General features: G+C 69.2%; 13 protein-coding genes (1 of these 13 running past the window's edge). 9 read left to right on the top strand and 4 right to left on the bottom strand.

Annotation, left to right across the window (positions count from 1 at the left end):
- Positions 1 to 711: 711 nt before the first annotated feature.
- On the bottom strand, positions 712 to 4,686 hold the full coding sequence (eccCa, locus tag ACQEVY_RS12635) for a type VII secretion protein EccCa (RefSeq protein ID WP_432947855.1): 3,975 nt from the start codon (positions 4,684 to 4,686) through the stop codon (positions 712 to 714).
- A 234-nt stretch (positions 4,687 to 4,920) separates the two neighbouring features.
- Between eccCa and eccD the strand changes: the two genes are divergently transcribed.
- Positions 4,921 to 6,432 (top strand): type VII secretion integral membrane protein EccD, encoded by a 1,512-nt coding sequence (gene eccD, locus ACQEVY_RS12630; RefSeq protein WP_432947854.1) that lies wholly within the window; start codon positions 4,921 to 4,923, stop codon positions 6,430 to 6,432.
- Between the two features lie 77 nt (positions 6,433 to 6,509).
- Here eccD and ACQEVY_RS12625 read toward each other — a convergent pair whose 3' ends face one another.
- Positions 6,510 to 6,806 (bottom strand): DUF397 domain-containing protein, encoded by a 297-nt coding sequence (locus ACQEVY_RS12625; RefSeq protein ID WP_328768268.1) that lies wholly within the window; start codon positions 6,804 to 6,806, stop codon positions 6,510 to 6,512.
- A gap of 286 nt (positions 6,807 to 7,092) precedes the next feature.
- Between ACQEVY_RS12625 and rpsO the strand changes: the two genes are divergently transcribed.
- The 5 genes from rpsO to ACQEVY_RS12600 all read left to right on the top strand — a co-directional run bounded on the left by rpsO (position 7,093) and on the right by ACQEVY_RS12600 (position 12,554).
- The gene (gene rpsO, locus ACQEVY_RS12620) at positions 7,093 to 7,380 is read left to right on the top strand and encodes a 30S ribosomal protein S15 (protein ID WP_189327164.1); all 288 of its coding nucleotides are present in this window, start codon (positions 7,093 to 7,095) and stop codon (positions 7,378 to 7,380) included.
- 334 nt (positions 7,381 to 7,714) lie between these two features.
- Positions 7,715 to 9,931 (top strand): polyribonucleotide nucleotidyltransferase, encoded by a 2,217-nt coding sequence (locus ACQEVY_RS12615; protein ID WP_432947851.1) that lies wholly within the window; start codon positions 7,715 to 7,717, stop codon positions 9,929 to 9,931.
- Positions 9,928 to 11,307: a M16 family metallopeptidase gene (locus tag ACQEVY_RS12610; protein WP_432947849.1), complete on the top strand. Its 1,380-nt coding sequence runs from the start codon at positions 9,928 to 9,930 to the stop codon at positions 11,305 to 11,307. The genes ACQEVY_RS12615 and ACQEVY_RS12610 overlap by 4 nt, the downstream gene beginning before the upstream one ends.
- A gap of 24 nt (positions 11,308 to 11,331) precedes the next feature.
- Positions 11,332 to 12,084: a 4-hydroxy-tetrahydrodipicolinate reductase gene (dapB, locus tag ACQEVY_RS12605; RefSeq protein WP_432947847.1), complete on the top strand. Its 753-nt coding sequence runs from the start codon at positions 11,332 to 11,334 to the stop codon at positions 12,082 to 12,084.
- 17 nt (positions 12,085 to 12,101) lie between these two features.
- On the top strand, positions 12,102 to 12,554 hold the full coding sequence (locus ACQEVY_RS12600) for a hypothetical protein (protein WP_328768263.1): 453 nt from the start codon (positions 12,102 to 12,104) through the stop codon (positions 12,552 to 12,554).
- A 71-nt stretch (positions 12,555 to 12,625) separates the two neighbouring features.
- Here ACQEVY_RS12600 and ACQEVY_RS12595 read toward each other — a convergent pair whose 3' ends face one another.
- Together ACQEVY_RS12595 and ACQEVY_RS12590 are read right to left on the bottom strand one after the other, a co-directional pair.
- Positions 12,626 to 13,183, bottom strand: a complete 558-nt coding sequence (locus tag ACQEVY_RS12595; RefSeq protein ID WP_432947844.1) for a hypothetical protein — start codon at positions 13,181 to 13,183, stop codon at positions 12,626 to 12,628.
- 110 nt (positions 13,184 to 13,293) lie between these two features.
- A complete protein-coding gene (locus tag ACQEVY_RS12590) occupies positions 13,294 to 13,533 on the bottom strand; it encodes a hypothetical protein (protein ID WP_165344405.1) in 240 nt (79 codons plus the stop codon).
- Positions 13,534 to 13,734: 201 nt separating this feature from the next.
- Here ACQEVY_RS12590 and thyX point away from each other — a divergent pair, with 201 nt between their 5' ends.
- From thyX to ACQEVY_RS12575, 3 genes are all read left to right on the top strand, one after another.
- Positions 13,735 to 14,475: an FAD-dependent thymidylate synthase gene (gene thyX, locus ACQEVY_RS12585; RefSeq protein WP_432947842.1), complete on the top strand. Its 741-nt coding sequence runs from the start codon at positions 13,735 to 13,737 to the stop codon at positions 14,473 to 14,475.
- A gap of 212 nt (positions 14,476 to 14,687) precedes the next feature.
- On the top strand, positions 14,688 to 15,587 hold the full coding sequence (gene dapA, locus ACQEVY_RS12580) for a 4-hydroxy-tetrahydrodipicolinate synthase (RefSeq protein WP_432947840.1): 900 nt from the start codon (positions 14,688 to 14,690) through the stop codon (positions 15,585 to 15,587).
- A 136-nt stretch (positions 15,588 to 15,723) separates the two neighbouring features.
- A protein-coding gene (locus tag ACQEVY_RS12575) for a ribonuclease J (RefSeq protein WP_432947838.1) crosses the window boundary here: on the top strand, positions 15,724 to 15,833 show its beginning. Its footprint extends 1,576 nt past the window's final position; only the first 110 of its 1,686 coding nucleotides appear in the window; its start codon is at positions 15,724 to 15,726; its stop codon lies off the right edge, out of view.

Raw genomic sequence — 15,833 nt, 5'->3', positions numbered from 1 at the left:
CTGCGGTCGGCGGCTCAGCGTGGAACTTGCCGTCTACTCGATGCGGCGAGCCCGCTCGAATCGACGTTGCTGAGCTGCAGGTGTACACGACGACGGCCGTCGAAGTGCGCGAGATGCTCCTCGTCCTTCACGGAGCTTCGCCTGTCTCAGTTGTCCTCATAGGCAGTTCCCCCGGAAGGTCGCGGCTTTCCTCGGGTTCTGCTGCAGGCTGGCAGTCGTGTCTGATTCACGTGAACGACGGCTTGGTCGACAACTCCGTGTTGCCCGCGCAGCCGAGCTCCTTGGCGAACGCGAGAGCGACCGAGTGGAGAACGGCTAGGTTTGCCCGGTGTAGGTCCTCGGCATCGCGCTCGGGCTCGTCCCGTTGAGCACCGCACCCCACGAGCGGGACGAATGCGCGCGCCCCTGCGTCAAACAACGTACGGGACAACCCCATTCTCCTACCCCCAGGCGGCGCGCGGTGGCCCCGCTGGAGTGCATGTGCTGTTCTGCAGTCGTTGCCACACTTCCTTTTGCATCAGTCTTCAAGCCCACCAGACTCGAAGTAGTCAATGCTCGTGAACCACCACACGGCCATCACGACCATCGCCGCCGCGCACGAGAGCAGCAGAATTCGCCGGCCCCGATACCCCGCTTCCGACGGCTCGTTTGCCTCCGGGTCGCGACATCTCAACACACCCTCGGCGCACCAAAACTCGCCCTCCGCACACCTCAGTACACTCTCTCCGGCACCAACCCCACCTGCACCAACGGCTTCCCCCGCCGCCGAGACACAAAGACCCCCCGCCCCGCAGGCATAGGCCGCGGCCGAACCCCACCCAACAAGTCGCCCTCACCCGGATCACCCGCGAGAACGACCCCCTGCGCACCCAACTCCTTGACGCGCTGCATAAACGCCTCGTACGACGCACGCCCCGCGCCCGCCGTAGACCGCGCGATGATGAACCGCACCCCCACGTCCCGGGCGAACGGCAACAGCTCCGTCAAGCCCGCCAGCGGATTCCCGCTCGACGTGGCCACCAGGTCGTAGTCGTCGATGACGACGTACACCGTCGGCCCACGCCACCAACTCCGGTCACGCAGCTGCTGAGCCGTCACGTCCGCCGTCGGCGTGCGGCGTTTCATCAGGTCGGCCAGGGCGGAGACGTGGTGGTCCATGGCGTTGGACATGGGGATGTACTCGGCCAGGTGGGAGGACGGGGTTACGTCCAGCAGTGAGCGGCGGTTGTCGATGACGAAGAGCTTGGCCTCGTCGCCCGAGTAGCGTTCCGTCAGCTGCTTGATCAGCAGGCGTAGCACGTTCGACTTGCCCGACTCGCTTTCGCCGAAGACGAGGAAGAACGGGTCCTGTTCGAAGTCGACGAAGACCGGTTCGAGGTTGTCCTCGTCGAGGGCGAAGGCGACGCCGCGGCGCGGGAAGCGGTCGCCCGGAGGCAGCTGATCGGCCGGGAACTCGCGGGGCAGCAAACGTACTTCGGGCGCCCCGGGTGCTTGCCAGTGTCGCGCGACCTCGGTCGCCAGTGCCGCCGTGGCGTCCGCCAGGTCCGTGTCGGAGGTCAGACCGTCGATGCGTGGCACCGCCGCCATGAAGTGCAGCTTCTGCGGGGCCTGTCCGCGGCCGGGCACGCCCGCAGGTACGTTCGCGGCCACCTTGCGGTCCAGCTCGGAGTCCATCGTGTCGCCGAGCCGCAGCTCCAGGCGGTTCATCAGGTGGTCCTTGAGGTTGGCCCTGACCTCCATCGAGCGTGAGGCCGTGAGGATCAGGTGGACGCCGTAACCGAGACCACGCGACGCGATGTCGAGGATCACCTGGTCCATCGCCTCATAGTCCGCACGGAAGTTGCCCCAGCCGTCGATGACCAGGAAGACGTCGCCCCACGGCTGGTCCGTGACCGAGATGTCGCCTCGGGCCCGCCGCGCCCGGAACTCCGCGATAGACGAGATGCCCGACGAACGGAAGTACTCCTCGCGGCGGGTCAGCACCCCGTACACCTCGGCCACCGTCCGCCGCACCCGCTCCGGATCCAGCCGCGAGGCGACCCCGCCCACGTGCGGGAGTCCGGCCACGGCCGACATGCCGCCACCGCCGAAGTCGAGCCCGTAGAACTGGACTTCGTGCGGTGTGTGGGTGAGTGCGAACGCCGAGATCAGGGTGCGTACGAGCGTCGACTTGCCGGACTGCGGGCCGCCGAGGATCTGCATATGGCCGGCCGCGCCGGAGAAGTCCACCCAGAGCGGGTCGCGGCGCTGCTCGTACGGCTTGTCCACCAGGCCCGCCGGTACGACCAAGCGGCCGGCGCCTTCGTAGTCCGGCTGCGTGAGGCCGCGGCCCTGCACCGCCGTGAGTCCGGGCAGGAGCCCGTCCAGGGACGGCGGGCTGTCCAGCGGCGGCAGCCACACCTGGTGGGCCGCCGGGCCCTGCGCCTCCAGCCGGCGCACGATCACGTCCAGCACGGTGTCGGCGAGCGCGTCGTCGACCTCTGGACCGTCCGGAGCCGAAGAGCGCTGCTGCGGCACCGGCACGTACTGCACCGGCACCTCGGCCGCCGTGAACAGCACCGGCCGCCGGTCCACCGGAAGCGGGCCGCCGCCCAGCGAAGCCCGCTGCGTGCCCGAGCGGTAGACCCCGGAGACGTACGCCGCCTTGAAGCGCACCATCTCGCCCGTGCCGAACTTCAGGAGGCCGGAGCCGGGGACGTTCGGCAGCTCATAGGCGTCCGGTACGCCGATCGCCGCCCGGGACTCGGCGGCGGAGAAGGTCCGCAGACCGACCCGGTACGAGAGATACGTCTCCAGGCCGCGCAGGCGGCCCTCCTCCAGGCGCTGCGACGCCAGCAGCAGGTGCACGCCGAGCGACCGGCCGATACGGCCGATCTGCACAAACATCTCGATGAAGTCCGGCTTCGCCGTCAGCAGTTCGCTGAACTCGTCGATCACCAGCACCAGGGAGGGGATCGGCTGCAGGGCAGCTCCCGCCGCGCGCGCCTTCTCGTAGTCGTGGATGTTGGCGTAGTTGCCCGCGTCGCGCAGCATCTCCTGGCGGCGGTTGAGTTCGCCGCGGATGGAGTCGCCCATGCGGTCGACCAGGGTGAGGTCGTCGGCGAGGTTGGTGATGACGGCCGCCACGTGCGGCATCTGCGCCATCCCCGCGAAGGTCGCGCCGCCCTTGAAGTCGGCGAGCACGAAGTTCAGCGTCTCCGAGGAGTGCGTCACCGCCAGGCCAAGTACGAGCGTGCGCAGCAGTTCCGACTTGCCGGACCCGGTGGCGCCCACGCACAGACCGTGCGGACCCATGCCCTCCTGCGCCGCCTCTTTGAGGTCCAGCATCACGGGGCGTCCGTCCTCGCCGACGCCGATCGGCACGCGCAGCCGCTCGGCCAGCGAACGCGGCCGCCAGGTGCGCTGGGTGTCGACGGATGCCGCGTCACCGAGGTTCAGCAGGTCGGTGAACTCCAAGTTGGCGAGCAGTGGTTCGTCGTCGTCCCCGCCGGAGGCCATCCGCAGCGGGGCGAGTTGGCGGGCGAGGGCTTCGGCAGACTCGTACGAGAGGGCGTCGGGAGTCCCTTCGTAGGCGACACCGTGCACCGACTCCAGGTGGAGTGCTTCGGGTCGTACGACGATGGACAACTCACCGCCGCCCGTGGTGAGTTCGCCGGGTACGACCTCGAGGACGGTGACGCCCTGCAGTCCTTCTGGGTTGGCCAGGACCGAGTCGGGGGGCAGGGATCGACCGTCGAGTACGACGACGATGTGGGGCTCCTCCGGCAGCGGCGCCGCGTTCGGGTAGAAGCGCGGACGGCCGGTCAGCCGGGTGGCGAGCAGGTTCTCCAGTTCGCGGGTGTCGCTGTCGATCAGCCTGCGGCTGCCCGCGCCGTCCACGGCACCGGGGGCCTGGACGTGCGGCAGCCACTTGGCCCACTCCCAGTGGGGCAGGTCCTCGCGTCCCGCCGCGACCACGATGAGCAGGTCCTCGGGGGAGTGCAGCGCGGCCAGCGAACCGACCATGGCCCGCGCTGAGGACCGTACGGACTGAGGTTCGCCGCTGATCGTCACGTGGTAGAAGGCGCGCAGCGAGACCGCCATCGGCAGGTCGTCCAGGGTGCTGTGCACGGCGAGGAAGCGCTGCATCGCGCCCGCGGTCAGGGGCTCCAACTGCTCGACGGGGGCGGTCTCGGGGGCGACCAGAGTGCTGGCGAGGGACTGCGAGCCGAGGCCGATGCGGACCTGGGCGAAGTCCTCGTCGCCGGGGCGGCGTTCCCATACGCGGCTGCCCTCGGCGACCAGGGCCCACAGCTGCTCGGGGGAGGGGTGGAGGAAGTACTGCGCGTCGCGCTGCGCCTTCGCCGTGTCGACGGCCGTGCGCCGGGTCTGTGCCAGGTAGCTCAGGTAGTCGCGGCGCATGTCCGCCAACTGCCCCTGGTTGCCGCGGCGGAAGCGGATCACCATCGCGACGGCCATGGCGATCGTCGAGGCGATCATGATCATGCCCATGATCCGCATGAACGGCTGCCCGCTCGTGAAGAAGAAGACCACCGAGCCACCCATGCCGAGCGTCGGCAGGAGTTGCATCAGCACGCTTTCCTGGTAGCCCCGCGGCAGTTCGGGCGGAGGCTGCAGGATGATCTCCTGTGTGGACACTTCGGACGGCAGCACTCGAGGCGGGCGCTTCACGACGATGTGGCTCACTGTCACCCATTCTGTGGTCGGCCGGGAGTCCGTCCGCCGCCCCGTGTCGGGCGGACGCAGGCCGCCGCGCGATCCTACTGACTCAGGTGGAGACCGAGGGACGGTAGGGTGCCGGAAGTTCGCGTCAGCACACGGGAGTTGAGCCGGAGCAGTTGGGCATTCACATACGAGCCCAGGACTTCCGGACCACTTCCGGATCGCCGACACAGAATCATCACTGAGGGGGAGCAGCAGGTGAGCATGACGGCCTCGGCGGCAGCCACCGGAGGGGGACCCGGTACGGGGACTCCGGCCGGGGCGGGTACGGGTCTCGGCTTCTGCCGGGTCACCATCGTCGCGCCCGACAGCCGGATCGACGTGGCGCTGCCCGACGACATCCCGGTCGCCGACATCTACCCGGAGATCCTCAGGCTCTCCCAGCAGAGCCCGGCCCAGAGCGCACCCGTCGGCTACCACCTGGTCCGCCGCGACGGCACCGTCCTGGACAGCGCCCGTTCCTTCGCCGCCCAGCGCATCCTCGACGGCGAACTCCTCACGCTGCGCCCCTTCTCCGAGTCACTGCCCCCGGCCGTCTTCGACGACGTCTCCGAAGCGGTCGCCTCCGCCGTGACCAGCGAACGCACCTTGTGGAGCGGCGACTTGACGCGCGCCGCGGGCCTCGTCGGAGGAGGCGTACTCGCCGTCCTGCTCGCCTTCGTGGCCTGGATGGGCGACCCGCTCCACGACATGAACAGCCTGCCCGGGATCCTCGCCGGGGTCGCCGGTGTCCTCCTGGTCGTCCTCGCCTGCGTACGCGCCCGGGTCTACGACGACCGGGCCTCGGCCATCGCCCTGGGACTCGGCGCCCTCCCCAACGTCGGCGTAGGCGGCTCAGGTCTGCTGCCGCTCGCCGACGGACAGGGCGTCGGCAAGCTCCAGTTCCTGCTCGCCTGCGCGGCGGTGCTGCTGGCCTCGGTCCTGCTCACCCTGTGCTCGCCGAGCGGGGACGGCCCGTTCGTGGCCTTCGTCTTCGCCTCCGCCATCGGCCTGCTCGCCGTGTTCGCGGCGACCCTCGCCGACTGGACGCCCTCCGAGATCGGCGCCCTGTGCGCCCCGATCGCCGTCGGAGGCCTGGCCTTCCTGCCCGGCCTGTCCATGCGCTTCGCCCGGCTCCCGATCGGCTTCGACACCCCGAACACGGCCCCGCGCAGCGCGTACGACACCGACCCCACCCCCCGCGAACCGGTCGACGCCGAGCGGGTGGCCGCCCAGGCGCGGCGCGGACACGAACTCCTGGTCGGCCTGGTGGGCGGCTGCGCACTGGTCGCCGTCGGTTCCTCGGCGGTCTTGGGCTTCTCCTCGAACGTGTGGGCCCAGCTCCTCGCCCTCGCGACCGGCGTGGCCCTGCTGATGCGCGCCCACCTCTTCCGCTACACCGCCCAGGTCGCCCCCGTCTTGGCCGGCGGCCTCGCCTCGCTGATGCTGCTCGGCCTCGGCCTGGCGCTCAACCCGCCGGACGCGATCGGCCGCGCTGCCCTCGCGGGCGACCGCGCCGACCTCGACATCCGGACCATCTGGCTGGTCGCGGCGATCGCGGCGGTGGCCGCGCTCGTCACGGCGATCGGCCTGATCGTCTCGCGCGGCGGCCTCACCCCGTTCTGGGGACGCTTCCTGGAGATCGCCGAGGGGTTCGTGCTGCTGACCCTGGTGCCGCTGGCACTGGCCGTCTTCGACGTGTACGCGACGGCTCGGTCGATGACGAGCTGACCTCGCGGCGCGCCGCACACACGTGGGGGCCGGCGGGACGCTCGTCCCGCCGGCCCCGAACAAGCCACCGCGGAGCCCTACTCCGCAGGGAGCCCGCCGTTGTGCGGAGCCGGCTCCAGGTCGAACTCCCCGTCCCGGGCGCCCAGGACGAAGGCCTGCCACTCCGCCTCCGTGTAGCGCAGCACCGTGTCCGGGTCGAGAGACGACCTCATGGCCACCGCGCCGCCGGGGAGATAGGCGATCTCGACCCGCTCCTCGTGCTCCTCCGTACCCGGCGCGCTGTGCCATTCGACCCCGGAGATGTCGAGGGCGTAGAGCTCGTTCTTCTCCCGCTCCTTGCGCGCCTTGACGTCCTTGTCCTCTGCCTCGGCCATGGCGAAGCGACCCCTTCCAGACCTACGAATTCCCGACCTGTGAACGACCTGTCGCGTCACCCTACTGGGACCGGCCCCGGCCTCTCAGGACTCCCGGAACCCCGGTCAGAGGGCCCGCAACCTCCTGGTACCCTGTGTAACGGCCGTATGTGTACGCACCCCCGGATCGCCCCTCAGGGCCCTGGAGGACGCGCCCAGCGGATCCCCGCCTCCCGAGTAACGGAAGCTCCCCTGAGAAGTGGACCAGGGGCACTCGGTGGCTATCAAAAGACTACGAGGAGTACGCGTGTCGCTCGACGCCGCTACGAAGAAGCAGATCATGTCCGAGTTCGGCCAGAAGGAGGGCGACACCGGCTCCCCCGAGGTCCAGGTCGCCATGCTCTCGCGCCGGATCTCGGACCTGACCGAGCACCTCAAGACCCACAAGCACGACCACCACTCCCGTCGTGGTCTGCTGATCCTCGTCGGTCAGCGTCGCCGCCTTCTCCAGTACCTGGCGAAGAAGGACATCCAGCGCTTCCGTGCGCTGGTCGACCGCCTCGGCATCCGCCGTGGTGCGGCGGGCGCCCGTTAAGACGCCGTGAAGGGAGCGGTTCCCACACTGAGGGGGCCGCTCCCTTTGCTGTACGTGCGGAGTGTCACCGCCACTTTGTAGTGTGGTAGCACAACACAAGACGTACGACACGACGTGGTTCCGCGACAGCGCACAGCGACGGAGCGGACACCACACCTGAACGAGGAGAAGCGCGCCTCGCCGCCGCCGGTCCTCGGTAGTGGCCCCCGGGGGAATGCGAGCCCCGGGTGCTTCGATCGAAGACCGGCCCGCACCAGACGGAGCGCTTCTCCGACGTCCACCCGCCACACGGGCGGGACGGGACGAAAGACGAAAAGCATCGGAGAAAACGCTAGTGGAGAACGAGACCCACTACGCCGAGGCCGTTATCGACAACGGTTCCTTCGGCACCCGCACCATCCGTTTCGAGACGGGCCGTCTGGCCCGCCAGGCCGCCGGCTCCGCCGTGGCCTACCTCGATGACGACACCATGGTTCTGTCGGCCACCACGGCCTCCAAGAACCCCAAGGACCAGCTCGACTTCTTCCCCCTGACGGTGGACGTCGAAGAGCGGATGTACGCCGCCGGCAAGATCCCCGGCAGCTTCTTCCGCCGTGAGGGCCGCCCCTCCGAGGACGCGATCCTCACCTGCCGTCTCATCGACCGCCCGCTGCGCCCGTCCTTCAAGAAGGGCCTGCGCAACGAGATCCAGGTCGTCGCCACGATCATGGCGCTCAACCCCGACCACCTGTACGACGTCGTGGCGATCAACGCCGCGTCCGCGTCCACGCAGCTGGCCGGTCTGCCCTTCTCCGGCCCGATCGGCGGCGTCCGCGTCGCGCTGATCCGCGGTCAGTGGGTCGCGTTCCCGACGCACACCGAGCTCGAGGACGCCGTCTTCGACATGGTCGTCGCGGGCCGCACCCTGGAGGACGGCGACGTCGCGATCATGATGGTCGAGGCCGAGGCCACCGAGAAGACCATCCAGCTCGTCAAGGGCGGCGCCGAGGCGCCGACCGAGGAGATCGTCGCCGCCGGTCTGGACGCCGCGAAGCCCTTCATCAAGGTGCTCTGCAAGGCCCAGGCCGACCTCGCCGCGAAGGCCGCCAAGCCGACCGGCGAGTTCCCGATCTTCCTCGACTATCAGGACGACGTCCTGGAGGCGCTCACCGCAGCCGTCAAGGACGAGCTCTCGCAGGCCCTCACCATCGGGGGCAAGCAGGAGCGCGAGAGCGAGCTGGACCGTGTGAAGGCGCTCGCCGCCGAGAAGCTGCTTCCGCAGTTCGAGGGCCGCGAGAAGGAGATCTCCGCCGCGTACCGCTCGCTGACCAAGTCCCTGGTCCGTGAGCGCGTCATCAAGGAGAAGAAGCGCATCGACGGCCGCGGCGTCACGGACATCCGTACGCTCGCCGCCGAGGTCGAGGCGATCCCGCGGGTGCACGGCAGCGCGCTGTTCGAGCGTGGCGAGACCCAGATCCTGGGCGTCACCACCCTCAACATGCTCCGCATGGAGCAGCAGCTGGACACCCTCTCCCCGGTGACCCGCAAGCGGTACATGCACAACTACAACTTCCCGCCGTACTCCACCGGTGAGACCGGCCGCGTCGGCTCCCCGAAGCGCCGCGAGATCGGCCACGGCGCCCTCGCCGAGCGCGCGCTCGTGCCGGTGCTGCCGACGCGCGAGGAGTTCCCGTACGCGATCCGTCAGGTGTCCGAGGCGCTCAGCTCGAACGGCTCGACGTCGATGGGCTCGGTCTGCGCCTCCACCATGTCGCTGCTGAACGCCGGTGTGCCGCTGAAGGCTCCCGTCGCCGGTATCGCCATGGGCCTCATCTCCCAGGAGATCGAGGGCGAGACGCACTACGTGACGCTGACGGACATCCTCGGTGCCGAGGACGCCTTCGGCGACATGGACTTCAAGGTCGCCGGTACGAAGGAGTTCGTGACCGCGCTCCAGCTCGACACCAAGCTGGACGGCATCCCGGCCTCCGTCCTGGCCGCGGCCCTGAAGCAGGCCCGTGACGCCCGCCTCCACATCCTCGACGTGATGATGGAAGCGATCGACACCCCGGACGAGATGTCCCCGAACGCCCCGCGGATCATCACCGTGAAGATCCCCGTGGACAAGATCGGCGAGGTCATCGGCCCCAAGGGCAAGATGATCAACCAGATCCAGGAGGACACCGGCGCCGACATCACGATCGAGGACGACGGCACGATCTACATCGGTGCGGTCGACGGCCCGTCCGCGGAGGCGGCCCGTACGACGATCAACGGCATCGCCAACCCGACCATGCCGGAGGTCGGCGAGCGCTACCTGGGCACGGTCGTCAAGACGACCACCTTCGGAGCGTTCGTCTCGCTGCTCCCCGGCAAGGACGGTCTGCTGCACATCTCGCAGATCCGCAAGCTCGCCGGCGGCAAGCGCGTGGAGAACGTCGAGGACGTGCTCGGTGTGGGCTCCAAGGTCCAGGTCGAGATCGCCGAGATCGACTCCCGCGGCAAGCTCTCCCTCATCCCCGTGATCGAGGGCGAAGGCGACGACGACAAGAAGGACGACACCGACAAGTGACGTCGAGCAGCTCCACGGCGACGGCCCGCACCTCCTCCGAGGCGCGGGCCGTCGCCCGTACCCAAACCCTGATCAAGGGCCAGAACGGCATCGGTACGGTACGCAAGACCACCCTCCCCGGAGGCCTCCGCGTCGTCACCGAAACGCTGCCCTCCGTGCGCTCCGCCACCTTCGGCATCTGGGCACATGTGGGCTCCCGCGACGAGACGCCGGCTCTGAACGGTGCCACGCACTACCTGGAGCACCTGCTCTTCAAGGGCACCTCCCGCCGTAGCGCGATGGACATCTCCTCCGCCATCGACGCGGTCGGCGGCGAGATGAACGCCTTCACGGCCAAGGAGTACACGTGCTACTACGCGCGCGTGCTCGACGCCGACCTCCCTCTTGCCATCGACGTCGTCTGCGACATGCTTACCGGCTCGACGATCCTCGAAGAGGACGTGAACGTCGAGCGGGGCGCGATCCTCGAAGAGATCGCGATGACCGAGGACGACCCGGGCGACTGCGTACACGACCTGTTCGCGCACACCATGCTCGGCGACAGCCCTCTCGGCCGTCCGGTCCTCGGCACGGTCGACACGGTCAACGCCCTCACCGCGGACCGCATCCGCCGCTTCTACAAGAAGCACTACGACCCGACGCACCTCATCGTCGCCTGCGCGGGCAACGTCGACCACAACAAGGTCGTACGCCAGGTCCGCGCGGCCTTCGAGAAGGCAGGCGCCCTGACGCAGCCGGACGCCACGCCCATGGCCCCGCGCAACGGCTCGCGCGCCATCCGTGCCGCGGGCCGCGTCGAACTGCTCGGCCGCAAGACCGAGCAGGCCCATGTCGTCCTCGGCATGCCCGGTCTGCCCCGCACCGACGACCGCCGCTGGGCCATGGGGGTCCTGAACACCGCGCTCGGCGGCGGCATGTCCTCCCGCCTCTTCCAGGAGGTCCGCGAGAAGCGCGGCCTGGCCTACAGCGTGTACTCGTACACCTCGGGCTTCGCCGACTGCGGACTCTTCGGCGTGTACGCGGGCTGCCGGCCGAGCCAGGTCCACGACGTACTGAAGATCTGCCGCGACGAGCTCGACCAGGTCGCCGAGCACGGTCTGTCGGACGACGAAATCGACCGCGCCATCGGCCAGTTGAGGGGCTCCACCGTCCTCGGCCTGGAGGACACGGGTGCGCTCATGAACCGCATCGGCAAGAGTGAGCTGTGCTGGGGCGAGCAGATGTCGGTCGACGACATGCTGGCCCGGATCGCCGCGGTCACCCCCGACGACGTACGGGACGTGGCCCGCGACATCCTGGGCCGGCGACCCTCGCTGTCGGTCATCGGCCCGCTCAAGGACAAGCAGGCATCCCGGCTGGACGACGCGGTCGCGTAAGTCATCGACTAAGGAATCAAGAACATGAGCAAGCTGCGCGTGGCGGTCCTCGGCGCCAAGGGCCGGATCGGATCCGAGGCGGTACGAGCCGTCGAGGCGGCCGAGGACATGGAGCTGGTGGCCGCCCTCGGCAGCGGCGACAAACTGGAGACGCTGGTCGAGACCGGCGCCCAGGTCGTCGTCGAACTGACCACGCCCGCCTCGGTCATGGGCAACCTCGACTTCTGCGTACGTCACGGCGTCCACGCCGTGGTCGGCACCACGGGCTGGACCGACGAGCGCCTCGCGCAGCTGAACACCTCGCTGGCCGCCTCGCCTGAGACAGGCGTGCTGATCGCCCCGAACTTCTCCATCGGCGCCGTGCTGACCATGAAGTTCGCGGAGGCCGCCGCGCCGTACTTCGAGTCCGTCGAGGTCGTCGAGCTGCACCACCCGAACAAGGTGGACGCCCCCAGCGGCACCGCCACGCGCACCGCCCAGCTCATCGCCGCGGCCCGGGAGCGCGCGGGCAGCGCCCCGCAGCCCGACGCCACGGTCACGGCACTGGACGGCGCCCGCGGGGCGAACGTCGACGGCGTGCCCGTACACGCGGTGCGGATGCGCGGTCTGCTCGCACACCAGGAGGTGCTCCTCGGCGGCGAGGGCGAGACCCTCACCATCCGCCATGACTCGCTGCATCACAGCAGCTTCATGCCGGGCATCCTGCTCGGCGTACGCCGCGTCGTGGACACCCCCGGCCTCACCTTCGGCCTGGAACACTTCCTGGACCTGAACTGAGCGTTCGGACGACAAGCATGCGCGCAAAGATCACGTACGCCGTCACGGCCGCCGTCCTCGTCGTCTACTTCGTCCTGGTCGGCAGCCGTGGGGTCATGCTCATCGAGACCGGCACGGCGCTGACGGTCACCTTCGGGGTGGCGGTCCTCATCCTGCCGGTGATCGGCCTGTGGTTCCTCTGGAAGAACACGCAGTTCGTCCGGAAGGCCAACCGGCTCGCCGCCGCCCTCGACGCCGAAGGCGGCCTGCCCGTCGACGAGTTGAAGCGCACCCCGGCCGGCCGCATCGACCGCGACTCGGCCGACGAGGTCTTCGCCCGCCGCAAGGCCGAAACCGAGGACGCCCCCGACGACTGGCGCAGCTGGTTCCGCCTCGCGATCGCCTACCACGACGCCCGCGACACCGCGCGCGCCCGCAAGGCCATGCAACGCGCCATCGCCCTGCACGAGGGCAAGCCCGTGCGGGCCTGAGCTTGGGCGGCACGACGAGTGCTGCGACGAAGGGGCCGGCCCTGCGCGGACCGGCCCCTTCGCGCTGTCGATCACACGTGCCGGTACTCGTCCGACCACACCTCGACGCCGTCCGCCGCCCGGTCGAAGGCCGCGGGGCGCCCCAGGAAGTCCGCGTTGTGCGTGGTCAGCAACCGCGTCGGCTCGTCGCCCGGCCGGTCCCTGCGGACGAGGACGAGCGCCTGCCCCTGCACCGTGCGCGGCAGCCCGAGCCAGCGCACCGGCTGCTGCACCGTGCGGACCTCCACGACCTGCGCCCAAGGCGCCGTACGCGTGGTGAAGAAGCGCACCTGACGCAGCCCGGACGCACTCACCCACGCGCCCACCCGCAACAGCCGCAGCGCACAGCCGATGACGAACAACGCCAGACCGAAGACGATCGCGCCCCCGCCCAGCGTGCCGGCCACCGCGATGATGACCGCCGCGAACAGCACGTACGAGGCGAGCAGCAGCAGGAGCGCCGCCATGGCGACCCGCCACGGACCGGGCCGGTAGGGGCGTCGCCAGCGGTCGCGGTCGTCGAACGGCAGCGGGAGATCGTCCGCCACCTCGTCGAACGCGCGGTCGGCCGTCAGGAAGGGCAGGGGCACGACTGATCCTCACTCAATCCACGCACGGTCTGTGCCTGGTGAGGCTACCTAGCCATGTCCCTGCTCACCACCCTCGGGGGCCCGGATGAGCCCCCGGCCGCCGACGGCGCTCAGCGGCTGTTCGAGGCCTCGGACTGCTGGGTCTGAGCGGGCGACTGATCCTGCGACAGCGCGGGCATCCCGAAGAGCAGGGAGCCCGCCAGCCCGGCGACGACGGTGAGGCCTATGAGCCAGCGCCCGACCACCTCCGAGGCGGAGGCACGCTCGCGGGGCGGGGGTGTGACATTACTGCGGAACTTGTCGGCTTCGGCGATGAAGGCGAACGGAACAGGCTCGCGCCGACGGAACATGGAAACTGCTTCTCCTCAGGGAACTCGAACGGATAGTTCTCAACAAGACAGACGAACGAACGCCCCAAAAGGTGCCCCGTTTCACCGAATTCGCAGAAGTTCGGCGAAGAATGTCGCAGCCCGCCACCGAACGCCCCGTTGTCAGAGCCGGGCCGTAGAGTGGGCGCCGCCCAGCCAGCGATGGGAAGGACCCCGCAAGCCGTGACCGACAGCCCCGCCGACGACCTCAAGCCCGGCTTCCGCAGCGATGTGACCGTCGAGTTGGTCAAGCACAGCGCGGCCGACTCCGACGTGCTGTTCGCCGCCCGCGTCTCGACCCTCGGGGAGCAGTCCCTGGACGAGCTCCAGAAGGACCCCGAACGCTCCAAGGGCCTGATCAACTTCCTGATGCGGGACCGGCACGGCAGCCCCTTCGAGCACAACTCGATGACGTTCTTCATCAGCGCCCCGATCTTCGTCTTCCGCGAGTTCATGCGCCACCGCGTGGGCTGGTCGTACAACGAGGAATCAGGTCGGTACAGGGAGCTCCAGCCGGTCTTCTACGTCCCCGACGAGTCCCGCAAGCTGGTCCAGGAGGGCCGCCCCGGGAAGTACGTCTTCGTGGAGGGCACCCAGGCCCAGCAGGAGCTCGTCGGCCGCGTCATGGAGGACTCGTATGTGCACGCGTACGAGGCGTACCAGGAGATGCTGGCCGCCGGCGTCGCCCGCGAGGTCGCCCGTTCGGTCCTTCCCGTCGGCCTGTACTCATCGATGTACGCGACGTGCAACGCCCGCTCCCTGATGCATTTCCTCGGCCTGCGCACGCAGCATGAGCTCGCCAAGGTGCCATCCTTCCCCCAGCGGGAGATCGAGATGGTCGGCGAGAAGATGGAGGCGGAGTGGGCCAAGCTCATGCCCCTCACGTATGCCGCGTTCAACGCCAACGGCCGGGTCGCGCCGTAGCGCGCACTCGCTCGCGGCATCCGGCACAGATGTACGGGTCAGCCGAGCGAAGTGTCCGTATTGCGGCATTTCTAGTAGTTCATCTAGCCTGATCAAACGGGTCCGGCACTGCCTGAACCCCCGAGCAGGCAGTGCCGGGCTCCACCTTTGTCGCGACTTGTCGCCCGACCCGAGGGCAGACCGCGCGCTGAGCAGCGAGTAGCGTGTTACCCATGGCTCCGACCTCCACTCCGCAGACCCCCTTCGGGCGGGTCCTCACCGCAATGGTCACGCCCTTCACGGCGGACGGAACTCTCGACCTGGACGGCGCGCAGCGGCTCGCCACCCACCTGGTGGACGCAGGCAACGACGGCCTGATCATCAACGGCACCACCGGCGAGTCCCCGACCACCAGCGACGCGGAGAAAGCGGACCTCGTACGGGCGGTACTGGAAGCGGTCGGCGACCGTGCCCACATCGTCGCCGGAGTCGGCACCAACTACACCCACCACAGCATCGAGCTGGCCCGCACCGCCGAGCAGGTGGGCGCACACGGCCTCCTCGCGGTCACGCCGTACTACAACAAGCCCCCGCAGGAGGGTTTGTACCGGCACTTCACGGCGATCGCCGACGCGACCGCACTCCCGGTCATGCTCTACGACATCCCCGGCCGCAGCGGCGTACCGATCAACTCGGAAACGATCGTGCGCCTGGCCGAGCACCCGCGTATCGTCGCCAACAAGGACGCCAAGGGCGACCTCGGCCGCGCCAGCTGGGCCATCGCCCGTTCCGGCCTCGCCTGGTACTCCGGCGACGACATGCTGAACCTGCCACTGCTGTCCGTGGGCGCGGTCGGCTTCGTCTCCGTCGTCGGCCACGTCGTCACCCCCGACCTGCGGGCCATGATCGACGCGTACACCAGCGGCGACGTCCAGAAGGCCACTGAGATCCACCAGAAGCTGCTCCCGGTCTTCACCGGCATGTTCCGCACCCAGGGCGTCATGACCACCAAGGCCGCGCTCGCCCTCCAGGGCCTGCCCGCCGGACCGCTGCGCCTGCCCATGGTCGGACTCTCCCCCGAGGAGACCGCCCAGCTCAAGATCGATCTTGCCGCCGGCGGGGTACAGCTCTGATCACAGACTTCACAACTGAATACGTACGACCAGCAGGCCAAAGGCCTGCACCACCAAGACAACTGCTACTGCACGAACGTCATGCGCGCCACGTGCCCTGCCAGGTACGTGGCGTGCGTGGTGAGGAGAGAGTCTTTTGAGTCATCCGCATCCTGAACTGAGTCCCCCGGCGAAGCTCACCGAGGGCGGCCTCCGGGTCACCCCACTCGGCGGGCTCGGCGAAATCGGCCGGAACATGACGGTCTT

The organism is Streptomyces sp. CA-288835 (assembly GCF_050936385.1).
In the GTDB taxonomy this organism is placed as follows: domain Bacteria; phylum Actinomycetota; class Actinomycetes; order Streptomycetales; family Streptomycetaceae; genus Streptomyces.
The sequence above is the reverse complement of the archived record's forward strand: the minus strand, read 5'-3'. Positions and strand labels throughout refer to the sequence as shown.